Here is a 20,528-nt window from a genome sequence, read left to right on the forward strand (position 1 = left end):
CAGAAAAGGGTGTCGTTATGAAAGATGCGTTAACAAGAATTCGAATGGTTTATAACCATTTTAAGCCGGCGCAAAAGCAAGTTGCTGAATTCATTTTGGGAAATCCACAACTTGTGATGAATAGCTCGATTAAACAAGTGTCACTTGCAAGTAATTGTAGTGAAGCGACGATCGTTCGTTTTTGTAAGGAAATCGAGTTTGAAGGATTTAAAGATTTGAAAATGGGGATTTTAACATCTCTAAATCTTCAAAAAGAGACATTGCAACAAGGGATTCATAAGCAATTATTAAAAGATACAAATATTGAAGATTCTGTTGCAATCATTTCGCATAATAATCAACAAGCGATATTAGATATGTTGAAGCTAATGGATTATGAAAAATTAGAAAGTGCGATTGACCTATTATATAGTGCACGTTCGATTTATATTGCGGGTGTTGGGGCTTCTGCGCTTGTAGCACAAGATTTTTTACTGAAATGTCAACGTATTAATAAGCAGTGTGAGGCGCTTCTGGACATGCATCAAATGCTTGTGAAATCGGTCCATTTAACAGAAGGGGATGTCATTTTTTTAATAACGTATTCAGGCGAAACACCAGAAATAATAGAATTTGCTAAATTAGCAAAAGAAAAGAATGTACCTATTATTGCTTTAACAACATTTAAATTTAATACTGTTCAATCGTTGGCCACTATTAATCTATACGTTTCTGCAAGTGAAACAAATGAGCGGATAGGGGCGACGTCATCACGAATTTCTCAACTCAATATGATTGATATTTTGTTTACATGTATTGCACGCAAAGATTACGAAAGGTCGGTACAAATGTTTAAGGAAACAAAAGCAATTATTCAAAGAGAGGTGAAATGATTGGTTCGTGAAATCGTTCAACAAGGAATATCACAACAGCTTTATAGTGGGGCAGTATATAGTGTCTGGCAAAATGGTATAGAGCAACACTCTGGAGCTGTTGGCGTATCAGACCGAGAATCGAAAGAGGAAATGACAGTTGAGCATTTGTTTGATCTTGCTAGTGTAACAAAATTATTTACGACAACATTAATACTTCGGCATATTTCGTACAACCGGTTGAAGTTAGAAGATACGTTAGCGACATTTCAAATAGGACCTCAAGAAATATCGGATATCAGCATACGACAATTATTGATGCATCGTTCAGGTTTAGTAGCTTGGTATCCATTTTATGAGGATAAAATGCATGGTTTGAATTTTGAAGAAGTTTTACAAAGACTTCAAATTCTTCGTCCTCATAGTACGCATGAAGTGGTTTATAGCGACTTGAATTTCATGTTATTACGGACAGTTTGTGAACGAATCGATTCACGCAGTTTTGAGCAACAAATGTACGATATTTTGTCTGAATTAGGCGATGAAGACGCATTTTTGGGTCAAGCAACATCTACTCAGCTAATTGTAGCGACAGAATATGGCAATCAAATTGAACAGAAAATGTGTGCAGAAAGGGGGTTGTCTAATCAACATTGGCGTGCGCAAAAAAAGGCGATAAAGGGGGAAGTCAATGATGGCAATTGTCATTACTTCTTTAATGGAATATCGGGTCATGCGGGGTTATTCGGTTCCAAAGATACATTATTAAAACTAGGGCAGCTTTATCTTAAAGGAGGTGATTCACTCATAGATGCTGAGCTCGTCAAACATGTTTTTTGGGATGAAGAGGGTGGAAGAACGCTAGGATTTAGTAAGGAAGGAATATTCCGAAACGGGATAGGACATACAGGTTTTACAGGAACGATGTTATACATTGAACCAACAAGCAATTTAATTATTGTACTATTAACTAATCGATTACATGTTGATACACCTAGAGACATTAGTGAAATTCGTAAAAAATTGATTGATTCGATTCATTAACGGAGGGGTTTCTATGAAAAAGTATTTGATATTCATTGTTAGTATGTTAGTCGCTATCTTATTAGTCGCTTGTTCAAATGACGATTCTAGTACTTCAACAGATTCACCAAATACAAACTCAACTGAAGATAAAACAAATGATACAGCTTCAGACAATTCAGCAACAGCGAGTGAAATCAAAATTGCAAATGATCAGGAACCAGCAGGCTTAGATCCACATAAAGTTCCTGCTGCGTCTTCATCACGAATTTATTCTCAAATTTATGAAGGCTTATTATCTTTCGATGAAAAGATGAATATCGTAGGTAGTTTAGCAACGGAATGGAATCAAGAAAACGAGACAACATATGTCTTTACTTTAAAGCAAGGCGTGCAATTCCATAACGGACGTGAAATGAAAGCAGAAGATGTGAAATTTAGTTTCGAGCGTATTTTAGATGAAAATACGGCTTCACATATTCGTTCTTATTTTGCAGATGTCGCTTCAATTGAAGTAGTAGGTGATTATGAAGTGAAATTCACATTAAGTAAACCTAATGCGACATTTTTATCGAATTTAACACATGCAAGCGCGGTTGTTGTTCCAAAAGAAACGGTTGAGGCAAATGGTGATTTACAACAAAATGCTGATGGTACAGGACCGTTTAAATTAGAGCAATGGGTTCCAGATAACAACGTAACTTTAGTTAGAAACGAAGCGTACCATGTTGATGGTGAACCAAAGGCAGCAAAAATTGCTTTCTATACAATGACGGAAGAATCCGCTCGCTTATCGGCTATTCGTACAGGGGAGATTGATTTTACTACGATATCTGCCAAATCTACAAAGCTGCTTGAAGGGAATGGAGATATCAATATCATTCCTTACCAATCTCTTGAATATAGTTATGTTGGATTTAACAATGCAAAAGCACCACTAGACAATGAAAAAGTGCGCCAAGCATTAAGTTTAGCAACTGATCGTCAATCGGTACTAAATGTTGTTTGGAATGGTGAAGGCTTAATTACTGGTCCAATCGCACCTTCAATGGGCGACTGGTCAATTGATGTAGAGGCACAAGATTTATACAAATTAAATATTGAAAAAGCGAAAGCATTATTAGCAGAAGCAGGTTTAGCCGATGGCTTCGACATTACAATTACGACAGCATCAACGTATCCTGATATGGTCGATACGGCACAGCTTTTACAGCAACAATGGAAAGAAATTGGCGTGAACGCAACGATTAAGCAAATTGAATGGGGCGAGTATGTAGATACATGGAGCAATAAAACTGCGGATATTTTAATTGGACGTAATACTTCAGGTATTGACCCAGACCGTGCGTTAAATTATTTCTTCAGTTCAACAGGCTCTGCGAACGTTTGGAATTTTTCGAACAAAGCATATGACGATCTTGTTGCAAAAGGCTTAGGTACAACAGATGAGGTAGAACGTCAAAAAGTGTACGTAGAAGCACAGGAAATGCTCATCAATTTATCGCCAAATTTATTTTTAGTATCTCCGAAAAACTATGTAGCGGTTCGTAAAGACATTTCTGGCTACACACCATACCCGCACAATGCATCAGATTATAATCATGTCGAGAAGAAATAATAGAAATTCAATAGAGTGATAGGGATTCCTAACACTCTATCTTTTTAAAATGTCTAGGCATTGGCGCCAGCTCCTCGCATCATTTCGGTACCGCCGTCGAAAGTGGTGAATCGTTTACTTTCTAGTCGGGTCCTCCAATGCCTGCAGGAGCTTAAAGGGCGCGAATGTGCTTTTCTAAAAAGGGGATGAAATCGAACAATGACAAGCTATATTATTCGACGATTGTTAATGCTTGTTCCTGTGCTCTTTGGCGTCTCGATTTTTATCTTTTTGATGATGCGTGTTGTACCAGGGGATGTCGCCCAAACGATTTTAGGTACAGACGCAACGCCACAAGCACTAGAAGCTTTACGTAACCAATTTGGATTAAATGAATCGTATTTCAAACAGTATGTCAATTGGGTAGGCGGTGTATTGACCGGGGATTTTGGCGAATCAATGCGCAATGGTCGTGAAGTGTTGCCCGAAATAGTAAATCGCTTTAAGTTAACGTTTGAATTAACAATTTTGGCGGCGATTATTTCTTGGATAATTTCCATTCCATTAGGCGTTTTAGCTGCTGTCAAACGAAATAGTGCAACAGATCTTACAATTCGTACAATTTCATTATTCGGCGTATCGATACCAAATTTTGCATTTGCGACTGTATTGTTGTTAATTTTAGCACTGTATTTTAACTACAGTCCACCAATTGGATATGTCAGCTTTTTTGCAGACCCATTGAAAAATTTAGAGATAATGTTTTTGCCTTCTTTAGTGCTTGGAATGACGATGGCCGCAGCAGTCATGAGGATGACACGCTCCTCGGTATTAGAAGTATTACGGCAAGATTTTGTAAGAACAGTTCGTGCAAAAGGAGCAAAAGAGCGAATTACAATTTTTAATCATGCATTACGTAATGCACTTATTCCAATTTTAACGATTATCGGAATGCAAATTGGTACGCTTTTAGGTGGTGCTGTAATTATTGAACAAATTTTCTCATTGCCAGGTTTAGGGCAATATGTGTTAACGGGAATTACACAGCGTGATTTAACAGTAGTACAAGGAAGTGTTCTGTTTATTTCATTCGTTTTTGTCATGATTAATTTGATTGTAGATATTTTATATGCTTATTTAGACCCACGGATTAATTATAAATAAGACTTGGGGTGAAAGAAATGAAAGAATTTGCAAGTCAACTAGTAAAAGATAAAGTAGGATTAATTGGGGCAATGGGTATTTTATTAATCGTCATTGTAAGTTTGTTTGCCTCAGTTATTGCACCATTCTCACCCGAAAAGATGTTTACTGATTCGATTTTACAATCACCAAATGCGACGTATTATTTTGGTACAGATGAGTTCGGACGAGATATTTTTTCTCGCATAATTTATGGTGCGCAAGTGTCTGTGAAAGTTAGTGTGATTGCAGTAGGTATCGGTGCATCATTAGGATTAATATTTGGCTTAATAAGTGGTTATTTCCAAGGGAAAATAGATAGCGTCATTATGCGTGTAATGGATGTACTGTTTGCATTTCCTGATATTTTACTTGCGTTAGCAATCGTTGCGGTATTAGGCGCAAATATTACTAATACAATGATTGCCATAGGGATTGTTTTTACACCTGTTTTCACCAGGACGGTACGGGCGGCCACGATATCTGTAAAAGAAAATGAATACATTCTAAGTGCGGTAGCGATTGGTGTGCGACCATTGCAAATTATTATCCGACATGTCTTACCAAATATTATCGCGCCATTTATTGTACAAGTAACACTTGCTTTATCTGGCGCTATTTTAACAGAGGCAGCACTTAGCTTTTTAGGGCTTGGAGTTCAACCACCGAACCCTTCTTGGGGGAGTATGTTAAACGAGAGCCGTACTTATATGGAATTTGCTCCATGGACGATTATTTTTCCTGCAGTTGCAATTGTCATCACGATTTTTTGTTTCAATTTATTAGGGGATAGCTTACGTGATATTTTAGATCCTAAAATGAAATAGGAGGAATAGCATGGCAGATAAATTATTAACAGAAGCGCAAAATCCTTCAACTGAGTGGATAGATCAACAATCAATTCCGACCATTTTACAATGGATGAATAATGAAGATGCAACAGTAGCAAGTGCTGTGAAAAATGAGCTACCTCATATTAGCAAAGCAATTGAACAGATTGTGGAACGGCTACAAAATGGGGGACGGTTATTTTATATTGGTGCAGGAACGAGTGGGCGATTAGGCATATTAGATGCTTCAGAATGTCCACCAACATTTAATGTTTCGAAATCACTCGTACAAGGGATAATTGCAGGTGGGGCTTATGCCTTAACGAATGCAGTTGAAAATGTTGAAGATAATCGAACACAAGCGGTTAAAGATATTCAACATTATGATCTTACAGAAAAAGACGTGTTAGTTGGCATTGCTGCAAGTGGCAAGACCCCCTATGTAATTGCTGCCCTCCAATATGCACAGCAGCAAGGCATTTATACAATTTCTCTAAGCTGTAACAAAAATAGTGAAATTTCACAATTTGCTAATACATGTATTGAAGTTGAAACAGGACCAGAAGTAATTGCAGGCTCTACAAGATTAAAAGCCGGAACTGCACAAAAAATGGTGCTTAATATGTTAACAACCGCTACGATGATCAAATTAAATAAAGTGTATAGCAATATTATGATTGATGTTCAAGCGACTAATGAAAAGCTACGTCGCCGAGCACTTTTTACTTTGAAGCGTTTTACACAAGTTGACGAAGTAACGGGCAGAGCATTATTAGAACAGACAAACTATAATATTCGAATTGCAATCGTTATGTACGACGCTAAAGCTAGTGTGGAGCAAGCGACAGAGGCATTGAAGCAGCAACAGGGGAAAATTGAGGAAGCGATACAGTTGTTAAGGGGAGGTACTGAATAATGTATGCAATTGGTGTGATGTCAGGAACTTCATTAGATGGGTTAGACATTGTGTGTATTGATTTACATGCATATGAGCAACAACAGTCCATTCAATTAATAGCAAGCAAAACGGTAGATTATGATGTGACGTTTAAAAATCAGCTATCTGAACAATGTCATAATAACTCAGCTACTTTAGCCAATATTACAATGATGAACGCTTATCTAGGGAAGTTTATAGGTGAACAGGTCGTCCAATTTCTACATGAAAATCAAATCTCACCTCTAAAAGTTGCGTTTATTAGTTCACACGGGCAAACAATATTCCATGAGCCCCTTGGTGGTGAGTTAGAATATGAAATACCTTCAACCTTGCAAATAGGCGATATCTCTTATATTTCTGAAGTGACGCGATTACCAATTGTTGGAGATTTTAGGACGGGTGATATGGCAGCTGGTGGACAAGGAGCTCCGTTACTGTCCTATTTTGACGCCAATTTTTTGCATGCAGCTGATGTTGGGAGAGCAGTTCAAAATATCGGTGGTATTGGCAATGTCACGTATGTTCCAAGTGATAAGCAGCAGGCAGTCATCTCTTTTGATACAGGTCCAGGTAATGTCCTTATTGATAGTGCAATACAAAAATTAACGGATGGTCAGAAAAAATTTGATCATAATGGAGAAATGGCAAGTGAGGGTAACATTAATTACGAAGCCATTCAAGAATGGATGAATCATAGCTATTACTCGATGCCTTTACCAAAAACGACAGGACGAGAATTATATACAGTCAGTTATGTAAATGATCTTATCGAGCAATTAAATGGCGCGAGTCTAGAAGACATGTTGGCAACGTTAACCGCCTATACGGTGGAAACCATTAAGCATAGCTATGAAAAATACTTGCCACTGAACCAAATTGATGAAATTTATATTAATGGTGGTGGGAGCTTGAATGCCTTTATGATGATGTTGTTAGCCCAAGCATTTCCAACGAAAAAAGTATTGCCTTTAGAAGTATTAGGCGTGCCTGCAGTTTGGAAGGAAGCTATCGCCTTTGCACTGTTTGGTTATCAGACAATGCTTGGGCTACCGAATCAGTTACCTTCTGCGACAGGCGCAACTCGAGAAATCGTGATGGGAAAAGTGGCGTATTGTGATGGGAATCCATATGTACGTTTTGAACAATTAAGGGGGGAGTTGTAGTGGGCATTTTGCTAGCAATCGAAAACCTTTCAATTGCAGTAGGCAAAAAATCCACTGGCGAACCGCTTGTGAAAAATGTGTCATTGCAATTAGAAGAAGGAAAAACATACGGAATTGTAGGGGAATCTGGTAGTGGCAAAAGCTTAACCTCTTTGTCGATATTAAATTTATTAGCAGATAAATTAACCATTACAGAAGGTCAAATTCAATTTGCAGATAAGGGCAATCTATTGTCTCTAAAAAAGAATCAGCTTCAAAAAATACGTGGAAAAGAAATCTCGATGATATTCCAAGAGCCTATGACCGCTCTTGATCCAATGTATACCATACACTATCAATTGTTTGAGGTATTAAAATTTCATAAAAAACTCTCTAAGCAGCAAATGTATGAGCAAGTGATCAATATGCTAAATGCTGTTGGAATATCGAGACCAGAAAAAGTGTTAAAAAATTACCCACATGAACTATCTGGAGGCATGAGACAACGAATTATGATTGCTATGGCATTGCTATGTAATCCGAAGTTGTTAATCGCCGATGAACCAACAACTGCGCTTGATGTAACGATTCAAGCCCAAATATTAGAGCTGATGAAAAAATTAAAGCAGCAATATCAGTCCACAATTTTATTAATAACACATGATTTAGGGGTAATTGCCGAAAGCTGTGATGACGTTGCAGTTATGTATGCAGGACAAATTGTTGAAATTGGAAGTGTCGAGGAAATTTTCGATCAACCAAAGCATCCGTATACACAGGGGCTATTAAAGGCAGTAAACAGTATTGGCAACGAAGCGCAAGAATTATATGCAATCCCAGGGAATGTCCCAACGCAAGATGAGTTTAATGAAGGGTGTCGATTTGCGTCGAGATGTCCGCTTGTTATCGAAAGCTGTCACAATAATGTTCCGCATCTTACGCGAATCACACAAAGTCATACAGTGCGATGTTGGGCAGTGGAACAGGAGGGCGTATCCTATGAGACGTGAAGCCATCTTAGAACTGAAAAACTTAAAGCAATACTTCCCCATCAACGGCGGCATTTTTAAGCGGGTAGTGGGTCATGTCCGCGCGGTTGACGATATTTCCATTGCAATTAATGAGCAAGAAACGCTAGCATTAGTAGGGGAAAGTGGCTGCGGTAAATCCACAACAGGCAAAATGATTTTACGACTCATCCAACCTACTGACGGGGATATTTTATATAATGGACAAAATATAGCAGCGTTATCAAACGAACAGTTTAGGGCATTGCGTAAAGATATTCAAATCATCTTCCAAGATCCATACAGTTCACTAAATCCCCGAATGACTGTACGACAATTATTGTTAGAGCCGATTTTAACGCATAAATTGATGCCTAAACAACAAGCAGAACAAGAAATTATAGAAATAATAAAACATGTTGGATTAACAGAAAAAAGTTTTTCTAAATACCCACATGAATTTTCAGGTGGACAAAGACAGCGCATAAGTATCGCACGTGCATTAGTATTAAAGCCAAAATTTTTAGTGTTAGATGAACCTGTTTCTGCGTTAGATGTGTCAATCCAAGCACAAATTTTAAATTTATTGAAAAAGTTGCAACAACAATACCAACTAACATACTTATTTATTTCACATGATTTAAATGTTGTACGTCATGTCAGTGATCGAATTGCTGTGATGTATTTAGGTCATATTGTAGAAATTGCACCTGCACAAGAGCTATTTGAAAATCCAAAGCACCCATATAGTCAGGCCCTCATATCGGCAATTCCTAAAAAGCATCCGAATGATTTTGTAGAACGGATTATTTTAAAAGGGGAAATCCCAGACCCTTCGAATCCACCCGAGGGCTGTCCATTTCATACACGCTGTTTATATGCAAAAGAACAATGTAAATCAGGCACCATTCCTAATTTTCAAATTTCAGAACTGCATGATGTAAAGTGCGTTTTATATGAAAATGCATAAATAAATACCTGAAAAATCTAACACTTTCTCTAAGGGGTTAGATTTTTTGGTTCATAGAAAAATAATAATGAAAAAGGCGGTTTTTCTTGAGATACACGACTTAGTCATGTAGCATATTATTGAGACAAAAGAAAAAGGTGAACGATGTATGGAACAATTATTACAGGCAATTCAAGAGGGCGATATCCAGTTAGTTAATCAACTACTAGAATCATTTTTAGTAGATGCAGAACCGGCTGCACAGTACGAAATCGCAGAAGCCTTATTACACTTTGGTTTTTTAAGTGAGGCAGATCGAGTGTTTGAACATTTACAATTTTTATTTCCAGAGGAAGCGCAAATTTCCATTGATCGTGCAGGAGTTTTAATCGAATTAGGCGAAGAAGATGAGGCACTAGATTTATTGATGGCTGTATCAGATGATGTGCCAGAATATCCGCAGGCATTATTAGTATTAGCGGATTATTATCAAATGCAGGGGCTATTTGAAGTAGCAGAACAACGAATTAATGAAGCATTGCAATTATTACCGAACGAACCATTGTTACAATTTGCTAAAGCCGAACTCTTATTTGAAACAGGCCGTTTTTCTGAAGCCGCTCGTATTTATGAAGAATTATATGAAATGGATAAAAAGTTTGCAGGTACGATTTTAGCGCAACGCTTAGCAGAAGTATATCGTGCAGGTGCAGCATATGAGTCAGCACTTGATTTTTATATGGAAGCGCTAGAAGAGGAAGTAACCGCTGATTTATTATTTGGTTCTGGATATGCAGCCTTCCAAATAGAAAAATTTGACTTAGCAATTAAACAGCTAGAAGATTTAAAGGAATTAGACCCTGATTATTTTTCAGCCTATTTATTATTGGCAGAAAGTTATTCGATGCAAGAAGATAATAAACGTGCTTTAAAAGTCATTCAAGAAGGCTTGAAGCGCGATGAATATGATAAGTCGTTGTATTTATTCGCCGGTAAGATGGCATTGAAAAACAGTATGCCAACAGAAGCTATTGGCTATTTAACAGAGGCAATCGCATTAGATCCAGAATATATGGAAGCTATTATGGTGCTTATGTCTGTGTATAGTCAGCAAGAAAGTTACGAAGAAATTATTTCACTATATGAACAGCTTCAGCAATATGACTTTGAATGGGTGTCAATATATCCATTTGTTGCAAATGCATTCAATGAAGAAGAACTGTTCGATAAAGCATACGAAATTTATAAAGTGGCATATAATGAGTTTAACGAGGATGTTGAATTTTTAGAAAAATATTGCCTATTCTTAGTAGAAGATGGAAAACGTGAGGAAGCGAAACAAATTGCGGAGCGTTTAGTACAGCTCCAGCCTTCTGAGCAGCAATGGATTGACCTATTAGAGCGCTTTGAGTAAAGGGAGGATCACATGTTGGCTTATTCCGTACCACTCAATGAAAAAAGAGTTTTCATTCGATGGTTTTTGAAAAATTATCAATTAAAACGACGTGAAGGTGTATGGATTTTAAATTATTTATTAAGTAATGAAGCGTTACTTGAGCATGTGCATTTTGTGGATGAAGCGCATTATTGTCCACGTGCCATTGTGATGTCCACCGTCGACACAACGAGCATACCATTCCGTTTTTATAAAGATAATATTATGACTTCAGATGCTGAAAAGGCATTCCATGATTTACGCATTAATACGACTGATGAAATATATTTTCAATTAAATTTTCCAAGCATCCCGCCAAATCCACTTTATTTGGCGGTGCTTGAAGAAAATCCATTTGCACCGGATATTTTTATTCATGAAAAAGACCGTGTAGCAGCCCAACAATTATTGGAAAATAGTGTTTTAGAATTTCAAGAACATATGTTGTTAAAACAAATCGACGAAGCACTTGATACAGGTGATAAGGAGCGTTTCTTCGAATTGTCCAATTTATTGCAAGCTTTGAAACATTCAAAGTAATATTTTATTTGAAATCGTCGAAAAAAATACCTTTATTAGAAATTATAGTTTAGAAGTGTTATTAGGAGGAAAAATAATAATGATTTATAAAGTAAGTGATGTCGAACAATTTCAATCTCAAAAACAATTTATCGATACAGCAATCGTCCCATTAGTACAATTAGATTTTTCCGAAGTTGGAATGAAGCAGACAAGTTCTGCTTCTGAATACTTAATGACTTTGACAACATTTATTGAACAACAATTGCATGGACGCTTAATGTTATTACCACCTTTTTCGTATACAAAATTAACAAAATCTTCAGAATCAGCAATGTCTATTGAAAATGAATTAATAGAAGCAGGATTTAAATCGGTTATTTTTGTGACATGTGACCACGAATGGACGGCATTAAAAGAACGAATAAATGTACTATGGTTACCGGCAATCCCTTTAGAATCAATGGATAAGACTGTAAAGCAGCGCATTTTAGAAGATCAATTAAAACAAGTGCTGCCGGTATTAACTTCCGTTTGGGCACAGTAGACGTCACTACTTTCATTAAATGTTCACAATCTACACAAATGGAAATGAATGCTATATTGACCAACTTATTTACTTGATATATCATATATATGTCCTAGTTATTTACTATTTTTGAAAGTATGTCCGTTGGACTGACCTTTTAGTAAGAGGGGGGAAAAGGATGAGTAATAATCGAGTTACAAGACGTCAATTTTTAACATATTCACTTACTGGGGTAGGTGGATTCATGGCTGCTGGTATGTTAATGCCGATGGTTCGCTTTGCGGTTGACCCAATTCTTCAAACGAAAGAAGAAGGGGAATTTGTATTAACGAGCCAAAAAGTTGCGGAAATTACAGACGCTCCTGTTAAAGTTGACTTCTCGTATGAGCAAACGGATGGTTGGTATAAATCAGAGGTTTCGGATTCAGCTTGGGTTTACAAAGAAGGCGACCAAATCATTGCATTATCACCTGTATGTAAGCACTTAGGTTGTACGGTAAACTGGGCTAGTAATTCAGATCACCCGGACCAGTTCTTCTGTGCATGTCACGCAGGACGTTATGAAAAAACTGGTGTAAACGTAAAAGGAACACCACCACTTGGACCACTTGATCAATATGAAGTAGATGAAAAAGATGGTTTCATAATGCTTGGGAAAAAAATCGCAAACACACACAGTTAATTAAGTTAGGGGGTACGACACAGTGCTAAATAAAATTTATGATTGGGTCGATGAACGTTTAGATATTACTCCTATTTGGCGTGATATTGCCGACCATGAAGTGCCAGAGCACGTTAACCCTGCCCATCACTTTTCAGCATTCGTATACTGTTTTGGTGGATTAACATTCTTCATTACAGTTATCCAAATTCTATCAGGTATGTTTTTAACAATGTATTATGTACCAGACGTAGAAAATGCTTGGAAATCAGTTTACTATTTACAAAACGAAGTAGCGTTCGGTGAAATTGTTCGTGGTATGCACCACTGGGGAGCTTCACTTGTAATCGTGATGATGTTCTTACATACACTTCGTGTATTCTTCACGGGATCATACAAAAAACCTCGTGAATTAAACTGGTTAGTTGGTGTAGGTATCTTTGCAGTAATGTTAGGTTTAGGCTTCACAGGATATTTATTACCTTGGGACATGAAAGCGCTATTCGCGACTAAAGTAGGTATCGAAATTGCAGCCTCAGTTCCGTTTTTAGGTGAAACAATTAAGGTTTTACTTGCTGGAGATTCAACAATTCTTGGTGCGCAAACATTAACTCGTTTCTTTGCGATTCATGTATTCTTCTTACCAGCAGTATTATTCGCTTTATTGGCTGTTCACTTTATTATGATCCGCCGACAAGGTATTTCAGGTCCTCTATGATCTGAAGCGATTCGTATGATTTACTAAAGGAGGGGACAATATGCATCGCGGAAAAGGTATGAAGTTCGTAGGCGATTCACGTGTAAAAGCAAATGATCGTATGCCGAACGTGCCAAAAGATTATTCCGAATATCCAGGGAAAACAGAAGCTTTCTGGCCTGACTTCTTATTAAAAGAATGGATGGTTGGTGCGGTTTTCTTAATTGGTTATTTATTATTAACTGTCGCTCACCCTTCACCACTTGAAGGCCCGGCAGATCCAACAAACTCATCTTATATTCCGTTACCAGACTGGTACTTCTTATCAATGTACCAATTATTAAAATACTCATATGCTTCTGGTCCTTATAACGTAATCGGAGCTATGATTATCCCTGGTATCGCATTTGGTGCATTAGCATTAGCGCCATTCTTAGATACAACACCAGATCGTCGTCCATCAAAACGTCCATTACCAACAGCATTTATGTTATTAGCTGTAGCTGCACTTATTTATACGACTTGGGAATCTGTACAAGCTACTAACTGGGAAGCTGTTGAAGCTCAAGGTGTAATTACGGACAAGCATTTAGGTTTATTACCTGATGTTGAGGTTGATGAAACGTCAGAAGGTTATGAAATTTTCCAATCACAGGCATCATGTATTGGATGTCACGGTGGCGATTTAGCCGGTGTATCTGGTCCGATGTTATTAGGCAATGAATTAACTGCTGAAGAAGTAGCTGATGTAATTGCAAATGGCCGTGGTGGTATGCCAACTGGTACATTTACAGGTACTGACGAAGAGTTACAAGTTTTAGCTGAGTTCATCGCAGGATTAAAAGAACAATAAATATTCAAAAGGGGGGCCAAGTTTTTGGCTCTCTTTTTTTTTGGCTAGGAAAGTATTAATTTTCTAATGGGATCCACTGTCAAAAAACATCATTTCATGCGATTTGTGTTTTTCTAAAGTAGAAAGCATCCAAAAGGTAGTTTATAGACAATACATTTGAATATAAAAATGTAAAATGATGTGAATACTTGCACAACCTTTCTTTCGGTATATAATAAAAGACGTACATATTATTTTAAAGTTGCACAAAATATATAAAGAGAAATTGTAGGTTGAAGGAGAAAATATGAAAGCATATGCTATGCAAGCTTGGTATTTAATGAACCACCGCGTATTTTTAACGTTGTTGCTTATCGTAAATTTGTTTGGGACAATTTATGGATATTATTGGTATCGAGGTCAGCTTGCGGTGACAGAGCCAATATATTATATTTTTGTGCCTGATTCACCAACAGCAAGTTTGTTTTTTTGCTTAGCAGTGATTGGTTGGTTGTTCGGCAAAAATTATAAATTAATGGAAGTATTAGCGCTCATTACATTGGTGAAATATGGGTTATGGGCAGTTGCTATGAACTTATTAACCTTTGCTGAAACCGGCTATTTAGGATCAGCGGGCTGGATGTTAGTTATTTCGCATTTTTTAATGGCGGTGCAAGCAGTGCTTTATTTACCGAATTATCGCTTCACGAAGTGGCACGTAATGGTTGCGGCGATTTGGACATTACATAATGATGTAATTGACTATTTATTTGGGCAAATGCCGTTTTATCGTGTAATTAATGATTATCCAAGTCAGGTTGGATACTTTACATTTTGGCTTTCGATTGCATGTATCCTACTTGCATTTGTAGAAAGTTACAAGCGCGAATATTTGCATCGACAATAGAAACCCTTTAAAATTAAAGGAGATTGTAAGAGATAGAAGGGAAGTTCAAAAATGGGAATGTATATTGTATACTTTATCATCATTATGCTGTTACCTTTATATGCGCAAATGAAAGTGAAAGGCACATATAAAAAGTTCGCTCAAGTTCCAGCTGAAAAAGGAATGACAGGTGCACAAGTAGCACGTTACATTTTGGATCAACATGGCTTAACAGATGTTCGAGTTGTACCGACTCAAGGGTACTTAGCAGACCACTACAACCCAGCAACGAAAACAGTAGCCTTATCAGAAGATAACTACTACAATTCGTCAATTGCTGGAACGGCAGTAGCTGCGCACGAAGTTGGACATGCGATTCAGCATGCAGAGGCGTATTCGTTTTTAACATTACGCGCTAAATTAGTGCCAGTTGCAAATATATCATCGAACATGTCTTGGGTTTTTGTGATGATTGGTCTTCTTGCATCGTCTTCAGGCTTATTATTATTAGGGATTGTTTTACTTCTTGCAGGTGTAGTCTTCCAAGTTGTAACATTACCAGTAGAGTTTGATGCGTCAAAGCGTGCAATGAATGAAGTAGTTGCATTAGGGATTATTAATAACAACGAAGAGCGCTCTGCACGTAAAGTGTTAAATGCAGCAGCAATGACGTACGTAGCTGCAGCAGCAGTTGCCATTATGGAGTTATTACGTTTAATTTTAATCTACACAGGTATGAATAACGAAGATTAAATATAAGGGAGTTAGGCGAAAAAACGCCTAACTTCTTTTTTGTTGGATAGGGAGTATTGTTTTTCAATGAAATCGACAACTATAAAGACATCATTTGGAGTGAAGTATGTAATCAAAAGTAATGTGTCTAAAATGCTAGTTGCCAATTGTTATAAAAAAATTGATATTTTTAGTTGACCGTAAATTGAATGAACATGCATGATTTAAGTCTGTTCAAATGAAAAAACTGCGTGAAATGAGCAGTTTCACGCAGTTTTAAGCGATTGCTATTTACTTATAGTATCTAATTAAGAGCGATTAGTTTATTTAAGCAAAAACGGCTTTAATTTGATCGATAGCCCAGTCTAAATCTTCATTTGAAATAATAAGTGGTGGCGCAAAGCGGATTACTGTATCATGCGTCTCTTTACATAGTAATTGACGGTCCGCTAACTTTTCGCAGTAAGGGCGTGCAGCTTCTGTTAGCTCTACACCGATAAATAATCCTCGACCACGTACTTCTTTAATAACAGGATTGTCAATTTTCTTTAATTCATTTTGGAAGTATTCACCTAACTCTAAAGAGCGCTTCGTTAATTGCTCTTCTTCAATAACTTCAAGCGCGGCAATAGATACAGCACATGCAAGTGGGTTACCACCAAAAGTAGAGCCGTGTGAGCCTGGGTTAAATACACCTAAAATATCTTTATTAGCAATAACAGCTGAGATTGGGAATACACCACCACCTAAAGCTTTCCCTAAAATTAAAATATCTGGTGTAATATCTTCCCATTCATAAGCGAATAATTTACCTGTACGTGAAAGACCTGTTTGAATTTCGTCTGCAATGAAAAGGACATTATTTTCTTTACAAAGTTCAGCCGCAGCTTTAATGAATCCCGCTGGTGGTAAGTTAATGCCTGCTTCCCCTTGAATTGGCTCGATAATAAACGCTGCTGTATTTGGTGTAATGGCAGCCTTTAATGCGTCAATATCACCGTATGGAATTAGCTCAAAGCCTGGTAGCATTGGACCAAAACCACGCTTGTATTCTGCTTCAGATGATAATGAAACAGCACCCATTGTACGACCGTGGAAATTGCCGTTACAGCCAATGATGTCAGCTTGGTCAGCAGGAATGCCCTTTACCTCATAGCCCCAGCGACGTGCAGTTTTAATGGCAGTTTCTACCGCCTCAGCACCAGTGTTCATCGGTAATACCATATCTTTGCCAGTTAGTTTACAAAGCTTTTCATACCAAACCCCAAGTTTATCGCTATGGAATGCACGTGATGTTAATGTTACTAAATCTGCTTGATCCTTTAATGCTTGAATAATTTTTGGATGACGGTGACCTTGGTTTAATGCAGAATACGCTGATAGCATATCTAAATAACGATTTCCCTCTGGGTCTGTTACCCAAGCTCCTTCCGCCTTTTCAATTACGATTGGAAGTGGATGATAGTTATTCGCACCGAATTTTTGTGTTTTTTCGATTAATTGTGTTGTTTTTGTCATGTTGAACTCCTCCTTTAAAATGTTTCTGAAATTGATTTTGCTTGCACATGTAATAATAAATAATCTGGTGATCCGGCTTTTGAATCTGTGCCAGACATATTGAAGCCGCCGAATGGTTGATAGCCCACAATTGCCGCTGTACAGCCACGGTTAATATAAAGGTTGCCGACATGGAATTCACGTTTAGCTCGCTCGATATTGGCTGCATTTTGTGAAATAACGGCCCCAGTTAAGCCGTAATCTGTGTTATTTGCAATTTGTAATAGATGATCGAAATCTTTTGCTTTAGAGAAAGCAAGCACTGGTCCGAAAATTTCCTCTTTCATTAAACGAGCATTTTCATCAATGTCTGCAAAAATAGTTGGCTCTACAAAATAGCCTGTTGAATCATCAACCTGGCCACCTGTCATGAGACGACCCTCTGTTTTTCCGATTTCGATATAGCGTTTAATTTTTTCAAACGATTGTTCACTAATAACAGGACCCATAAACGTAGTTTCTTCAGTTGGATTGCCAACAATAAGTTGCTCTGTTAGCTCAACAACACGTTCTAACACAGCATCATAAACAGCTTCATGTACAACCGCACGTGAGCAAGCGGAGCATTTTTGGCCAGAATAGGCAAATGCCGATTTTGTGATGGACTGTGCAGCTAGTTCAATATCTGCTTCTTTGTCTACGATAATTGTATCTTTCCCGCCCATCTCTGCAATTACACGTTTTAACCAAATTTGACCTTCATGTACTTTTGCAGCGCGTTCATAAATGCGACAACCAACAGCGCGTGAACCTGTGAATGAAATGAAGCGTGTTTTTGGATGATCGACTAAATAGTCCCCAATTTCAGCACCGCTACCTGGTAAGTAGTTAACGATTCCATCCGGAAGGCCAGCTTCTTTTAACACTTCCATAAATTTCGCTGCAATGACAGGTGCTGTTTCAGCAGGTTTTAAGACAACCGTATTTCCTGTCACAACTGCCGCTACAACTGTTCCCGCCATAATTGCCAGTGAAAAGTTAAATGGTGGAATAACAATGCCTACACCAAGTGGTAAGTAGGTAAATTCATTATGCTCCCAGGAATTATGGTTGAGTGGACGACCTTGAGAAAGCTCTAGTATTTGACGACCATAGTATTCTAAAAAATCGATACATTCAGCTGTCTCACCATCTGCCTCCGCCCATGTTTTTCCTACTTCCTTTACTAACCAAGCATTGAATTCGTGCTTTCGACGACGTACAATCGCAGCTGCGCGGAATAAAATACCTGCACGTAAGCTAGCAGATGTGTTTTTCCATGTTTCGAAATGTGTTAATGATGATTGAATGGCTTGCTCTGCGATTTCTTTTGTTGCGTAATGGACTCTTCCGATAATTTCAGCTTTATTGGCAGGGTTAATAGAATGAACGATGTGTGCACTTTCGAAAAACTTGCCATCAATAATGATTGGGTATTTTTTGCCAAGCTCACTTTCAACTTTTTTAATTGAAGAAATAATTTCCGCTGTTGCAGTGGGATCCGTTTTAAAAGTTGTTAGTGGCTCGTGTTTGTATGGTACAGGCATTTATTTATCACTCCTTAATTTATGTAGTAAAAAAATTAAGCCTAGGGAAAATACAGATGGTATGGACTGCACGGGATGGCATAAGTTTTTCAAAATAAATGCTTCACTTTTTAATAAGCAAGAACGATGCCAAATAAAAACAGCGTGAAAAACACAGTTTAGCGTACTATTGCAAAATTATTTGGCGCAAAAAAATTGAAAGTTTCGAAATTGTGCTAAAATTTTGTGATAAGATGTGGAGGGGGTGAGTGATATGTCAGAAAATAATTTACAAAAGATGAATTTAATTTATCAGGGAATTATCGAACAGCTAGATGTTGGAATTCATGCTGTAGATGAAGCTGGAAAAACATTAATTTATAATCGGAAAATGTGTGAAATGGAGTCAATGAAGAAGGAAGATGTTCTCGGGAAAAAAATCCAAGATGTCTTTAAATTTCAGGAAAATCAAGAAAGCACATTGCTCCATTCGTTGCAAAATAAAAAAGAAATTTTAAATGTCAAGCAAACCTATTTTAATAATCGTGGTATCGAGATTACAACGGTTAATAAAACATTACCGATACAAGAGAATCGTCAAATGGTAGCAGCAGTTGAGATTGCAACGGACGTGACTAAGATGGAAAAGCTAATGCGTGCTAATAAACGAACGAATGATGCAAACCTTTCATTTACTCAAATTATAGGGCAGAGTGGGCCATTAATAGAAGTAATTGAGCTAGCCAAACGCGCAACTCGTACGAATTCAAATGTACTCATAGTTGGTGAGACAGGTACAGGGAAAGAGTTATTTGCACAAAGTATTCATCATGAAAGTGACCGCGCAACAAAACCCTTTGTCTCGCAAAACTGTGCCGCACTACCGGATAGCTTAATTGAAAGCATTCTTTTTGGAACGGTACGCGGTGCTTTTACAGGTGCTCTCGATAGTCCAGGGTTATTTGAGCAGGCGCAAGGGGGGACCTTATTACTTGATGAGCTGAATTCGTTAAATATTACGCTACAGGCTAAATTACTTCGTGTGATTCAAGAAAAAAAGGTACGAAGACTAGGAGCTACAAAAGAAATAGATGTTGATGTTCGTATCATTGCCACGATGAACGAGGATCCAGTAGATGCTATTGCTTCAGGAAAATTACGTAAAGATTTATATTTTCGCCTTGCCGTTATTACGGTAATGGTACCAGCATTACGTGAACGAATAGATGATTTACCTGTTTTACTGGACTATTTCATCAGTCAATATAATCAATTATTTTCGATGAATGTGGATGGGGTGTCCGATGAGGTATTTGCATTATTTGCTGCTCATAACTGGCCAGGAAATATACGAGAGCTTGAGCATGCAATTGAAGCGGCTATGAATTTAATGCATCATGAGCGTGAAATTATGTATGAGCATTTACCTTACCATTACCGAAAGGGCGATAAAGGTCAACATAAATTGCGCCCATTGAAAAAAAACTATAGTGGTCAATTACTCGATCAGCTAGCCCAATTTGAGCAACAAGTGATTGAGGATACACTAAGGCAAAATGATAATCACATAACAAATTCGGCACAGCAGCTTGGATTAAGTCGTCAAAGCTTGCAATATCGTATGAAGCGCTTACAAATTCGTGGAGGAGAATAG

20 protein-coding genes are annotated in these 20,528 nt (G+C 37.6%); 18 read left to right on the forward strand and 2 right to left on the reverse strand.

Features of this window, described 5'->3' with window-relative positions; genetic code table 11:
• Nucleotides 1-17 precede the first annotated feature (17 nt).
• The 17 genes from LZ480_RS04990 (at nucleotide 18) to LZ480_RS05070 (ending at nucleotide 15,833) form a co-directional block, all read left to right on the forward strand.
• Nucleotides 18-872, forward strand: coding sequence for a MurR/RpiR family transcriptional regulator (locus tag LZ480_RS04990; RefSeq protein ID WP_241368273.1), 855 nt, complete (start codon nucleotides 18-20; stop codon nucleotides 870-872).
• Nucleotides 873-1,895 carry a serine hydrolase domain-containing protein gene (locus tag LZ480_RS04995; RefSeq protein ID WP_241368274.1) on the forward strand — a complete coding sequence of 341 codons (1,023 nt, stop codon included), beginning with the start codon at nucleotides 873-875 and terminating at the stop codon, nucleotides 1,893-1,895. It begins immediately after the preceding gene.
• 13 nt (nucleotides 1,896-1,908) lie between these two features.
• Nucleotides 1,909-3,492: an ABC transporter substrate-binding protein gene (locus LZ480_RS05000; protein WP_241368275.1), complete on the forward strand. Its 1,584-nt coding sequence runs from the start codon at nucleotides 1,909-1,911 to the stop codon at nucleotides 3,490-3,492.
• A gap of 198 nt (nucleotides 3,493-3,690) precedes the next feature.
• Nucleotides 3,691-4,635, forward strand: a complete 945-nt coding sequence (locus LZ480_RS05005; RefSeq protein WP_241368276.1) for an ABC transporter permease — start codon at nucleotides 3,691-3,693, stop codon at nucleotides 4,633-4,635.
• Nucleotides 4,636-4,652: 17 nt separating this feature from the next.
• Nucleotides 4,653-5,480: an ABC transporter permease gene (locus LZ480_RS05010; RefSeq protein WP_241368277.1), complete on the forward strand. Its 828-nt coding sequence runs from the start codon at nucleotides 4,653-4,655 to the stop codon at nucleotides 5,478-5,480.
• A 10-nt stretch (nucleotides 5,481-5,490) separates the two neighbouring features.
• Nucleotides 5,491-6,399, forward strand: a complete 909-nt coding sequence (gene murQ / locus LZ480_RS05015; protein WP_241368278.1) for an N-acetylmuramic acid 6-phosphate etherase — start codon at nucleotides 5,491-5,493, stop codon at nucleotides 6,397-6,399.
• On the forward strand, nucleotides 6,399-7,586 hold the full coding sequence (locus LZ480_RS05020; protein ID WP_241368279.1) for an anhydro-N-acetylmuramic acid kinase: 1,188 nt from the start codon (nucleotides 6,399-6,401) through the stop codon (nucleotides 7,584-7,586). The genes murQ and LZ480_RS05020 overlap by 1 nt, the downstream gene beginning before the upstream one ends.
• The gene (locus tag LZ480_RS05025; protein WP_241368280.1) at nucleotides 7,586-8,575 is read left to right on the forward strand and encodes an ABC transporter ATP-binding protein; all 990 of its coding nucleotides are present in this window, start codon (nucleotides 7,586-7,588) and stop codon (nucleotides 8,573-8,575) included. The genes LZ480_RS05020 and LZ480_RS05025 overlap by 1 nt, the downstream gene beginning before the upstream one ends.
• Nucleotides 8,565-9,542 (forward strand): ABC transporter ATP-binding protein, encoded by a 978-nt coding sequence (locus LZ480_RS05030; RefSeq protein ID WP_241368281.1) that lies wholly within the window; start codon nucleotides 8,565-8,567, stop codon nucleotides 9,540-9,542. Before LZ480_RS05025 ends, LZ480_RS05030 begins: the two co-directional genes overlap by 11 nt.
• A 148-nt stretch (nucleotides 9,543-9,690) precedes the next feature.
• The gene (locus tag LZ480_RS05035; protein ID WP_241368282.1) at nucleotides 9,691-10,935 is read left to right on the forward strand and encodes a tetratricopeptide repeat protein; all 1,245 of its coding nucleotides are present in this window, start codon (nucleotides 9,691-9,693) and stop codon (nucleotides 10,933-10,935) included.
• A 15-nt stretch (nucleotides 10,936-10,950) separates the two neighbouring features.
• A complete protein-coding gene (locus tag LZ480_RS05040; RefSeq protein WP_241368283.1) occupies nucleotides 10,951-11,496 on the forward strand; it encodes a ReoY family proteolytic degradation factor in 546 nt (181 codons plus the stop codon).
• Between the two features lie 79 nt (nucleotides 11,497-11,575).
• Nucleotides 11,576-12,022, forward strand: a complete 447-nt coding sequence (locus LZ480_RS05045; RefSeq protein WP_241368284.1) for a YpiF family protein — start codon at nucleotides 11,576-11,578, stop codon at nucleotides 12,020-12,022.
• Nucleotides 12,023-12,182: 160 nt separating this feature from the next.
• Nucleotides 12,183-12,686, forward strand: a complete 504-nt coding sequence (locus tag LZ480_RS05050; protein WP_241368285.1) for a QcrA and Rieske domain-containing protein — start codon at nucleotides 12,183-12,185, stop codon at nucleotides 12,684-12,686.
• 22 nt (nucleotides 12,687-12,708) lie between these two features.
• A complete protein-coding gene (gene qcrB, locus LZ480_RS05055) occupies nucleotides 12,709-13,383 on the forward strand; it encodes a menaquinol-cytochrome c reductase cytochrome b subunit (RefSeq protein WP_241368286.1) in 675 nt (224 codons plus the stop codon).
• 40 nt (nucleotides 13,384-13,423) lie between these two features.
• Entirely contained in the window at nucleotides 13,424-14,215 is a 792-nt protein-coding gene (locus LZ480_RS05060) for a menaquinol-cytochrome c reductase cytochrome b/c subunit (RefSeq protein WP_241368287.1), read from the forward strand.
• A gap of 286 nt (nucleotides 14,216-14,501) precedes the next feature.
• Nucleotides 14,502-15,101, forward strand: coding sequence for a lipoprotein heptaprenylglyceryl N-acetyltransferase LhaT (lhaT, locus tag LZ480_RS05065; RefSeq protein WP_241368288.1), 600 nt, complete (start codon nucleotides 14,502-14,504; stop codon nucleotides 15,099-15,101).
• Between the two features lie 51 nt (nucleotides 15,102-15,152).
• On the forward strand, nucleotides 15,153-15,833 hold the full coding sequence (locus LZ480_RS05070) for a zinc metallopeptidase (RefSeq protein WP_241368289.1): 681 nt from the start codon (nucleotides 15,153-15,155) through the stop codon (nucleotides 15,831-15,833).
• A 306-nt stretch (nucleotides 15,834-16,139) separates the two neighbouring features.
• Here LZ480_RS05070 and LZ480_RS05075 read toward each other — a convergent pair whose 3' ends face one another.
• Together LZ480_RS05075 and pruA are read right to left on the reverse strand one after the other, a co-directional pair.
• Complete coding sequence (locus LZ480_RS05075) at nucleotides 16,140-17,330, reverse strand: ornithine--oxo-acid transaminase (protein ID WP_241368290.1); 1,191 nt, start codon at nucleotides 17,328-17,330, stop codon at nucleotides 16,140-16,142.
• Nucleotides 17,331-17,344: 14 nt separating this feature from the next.
• Nucleotides 17,345-18,895: an L-glutamate gamma-semialdehyde dehydrogenase gene (pruA, locus tag LZ480_RS05080; RefSeq protein WP_241368291.1), complete on the reverse strand. Its 1,551-nt coding sequence runs from the start codon at nucleotides 18,893-18,895 to the stop codon at nucleotides 17,345-17,347.
• Between the two features lie 253 nt (nucleotides 18,896-19,148).
• Between pruA and LZ480_RS05085 the strand changes: the two genes are divergently transcribed.
• Nucleotides 19,149-20,528 carry a sigma-54 interaction domain-containing protein gene (locus LZ480_RS05085; RefSeq protein WP_241368292.1) on the forward strand — a complete coding sequence of 460 codons (1,380 nt, stop codon included), beginning with the start codon at nucleotides 19,149-19,151 and terminating at the stop codon, nucleotides 20,526-20,528.

The organism is Solibacillus palustris (assembly GCF_022549215.1).
In the GTDB taxonomy this organism is placed as follows: Bacteria; Bacillota; Bacilli; order Bacillales_A; family Planococcaceae; genus Solibacillus; species Solibacillus daqui.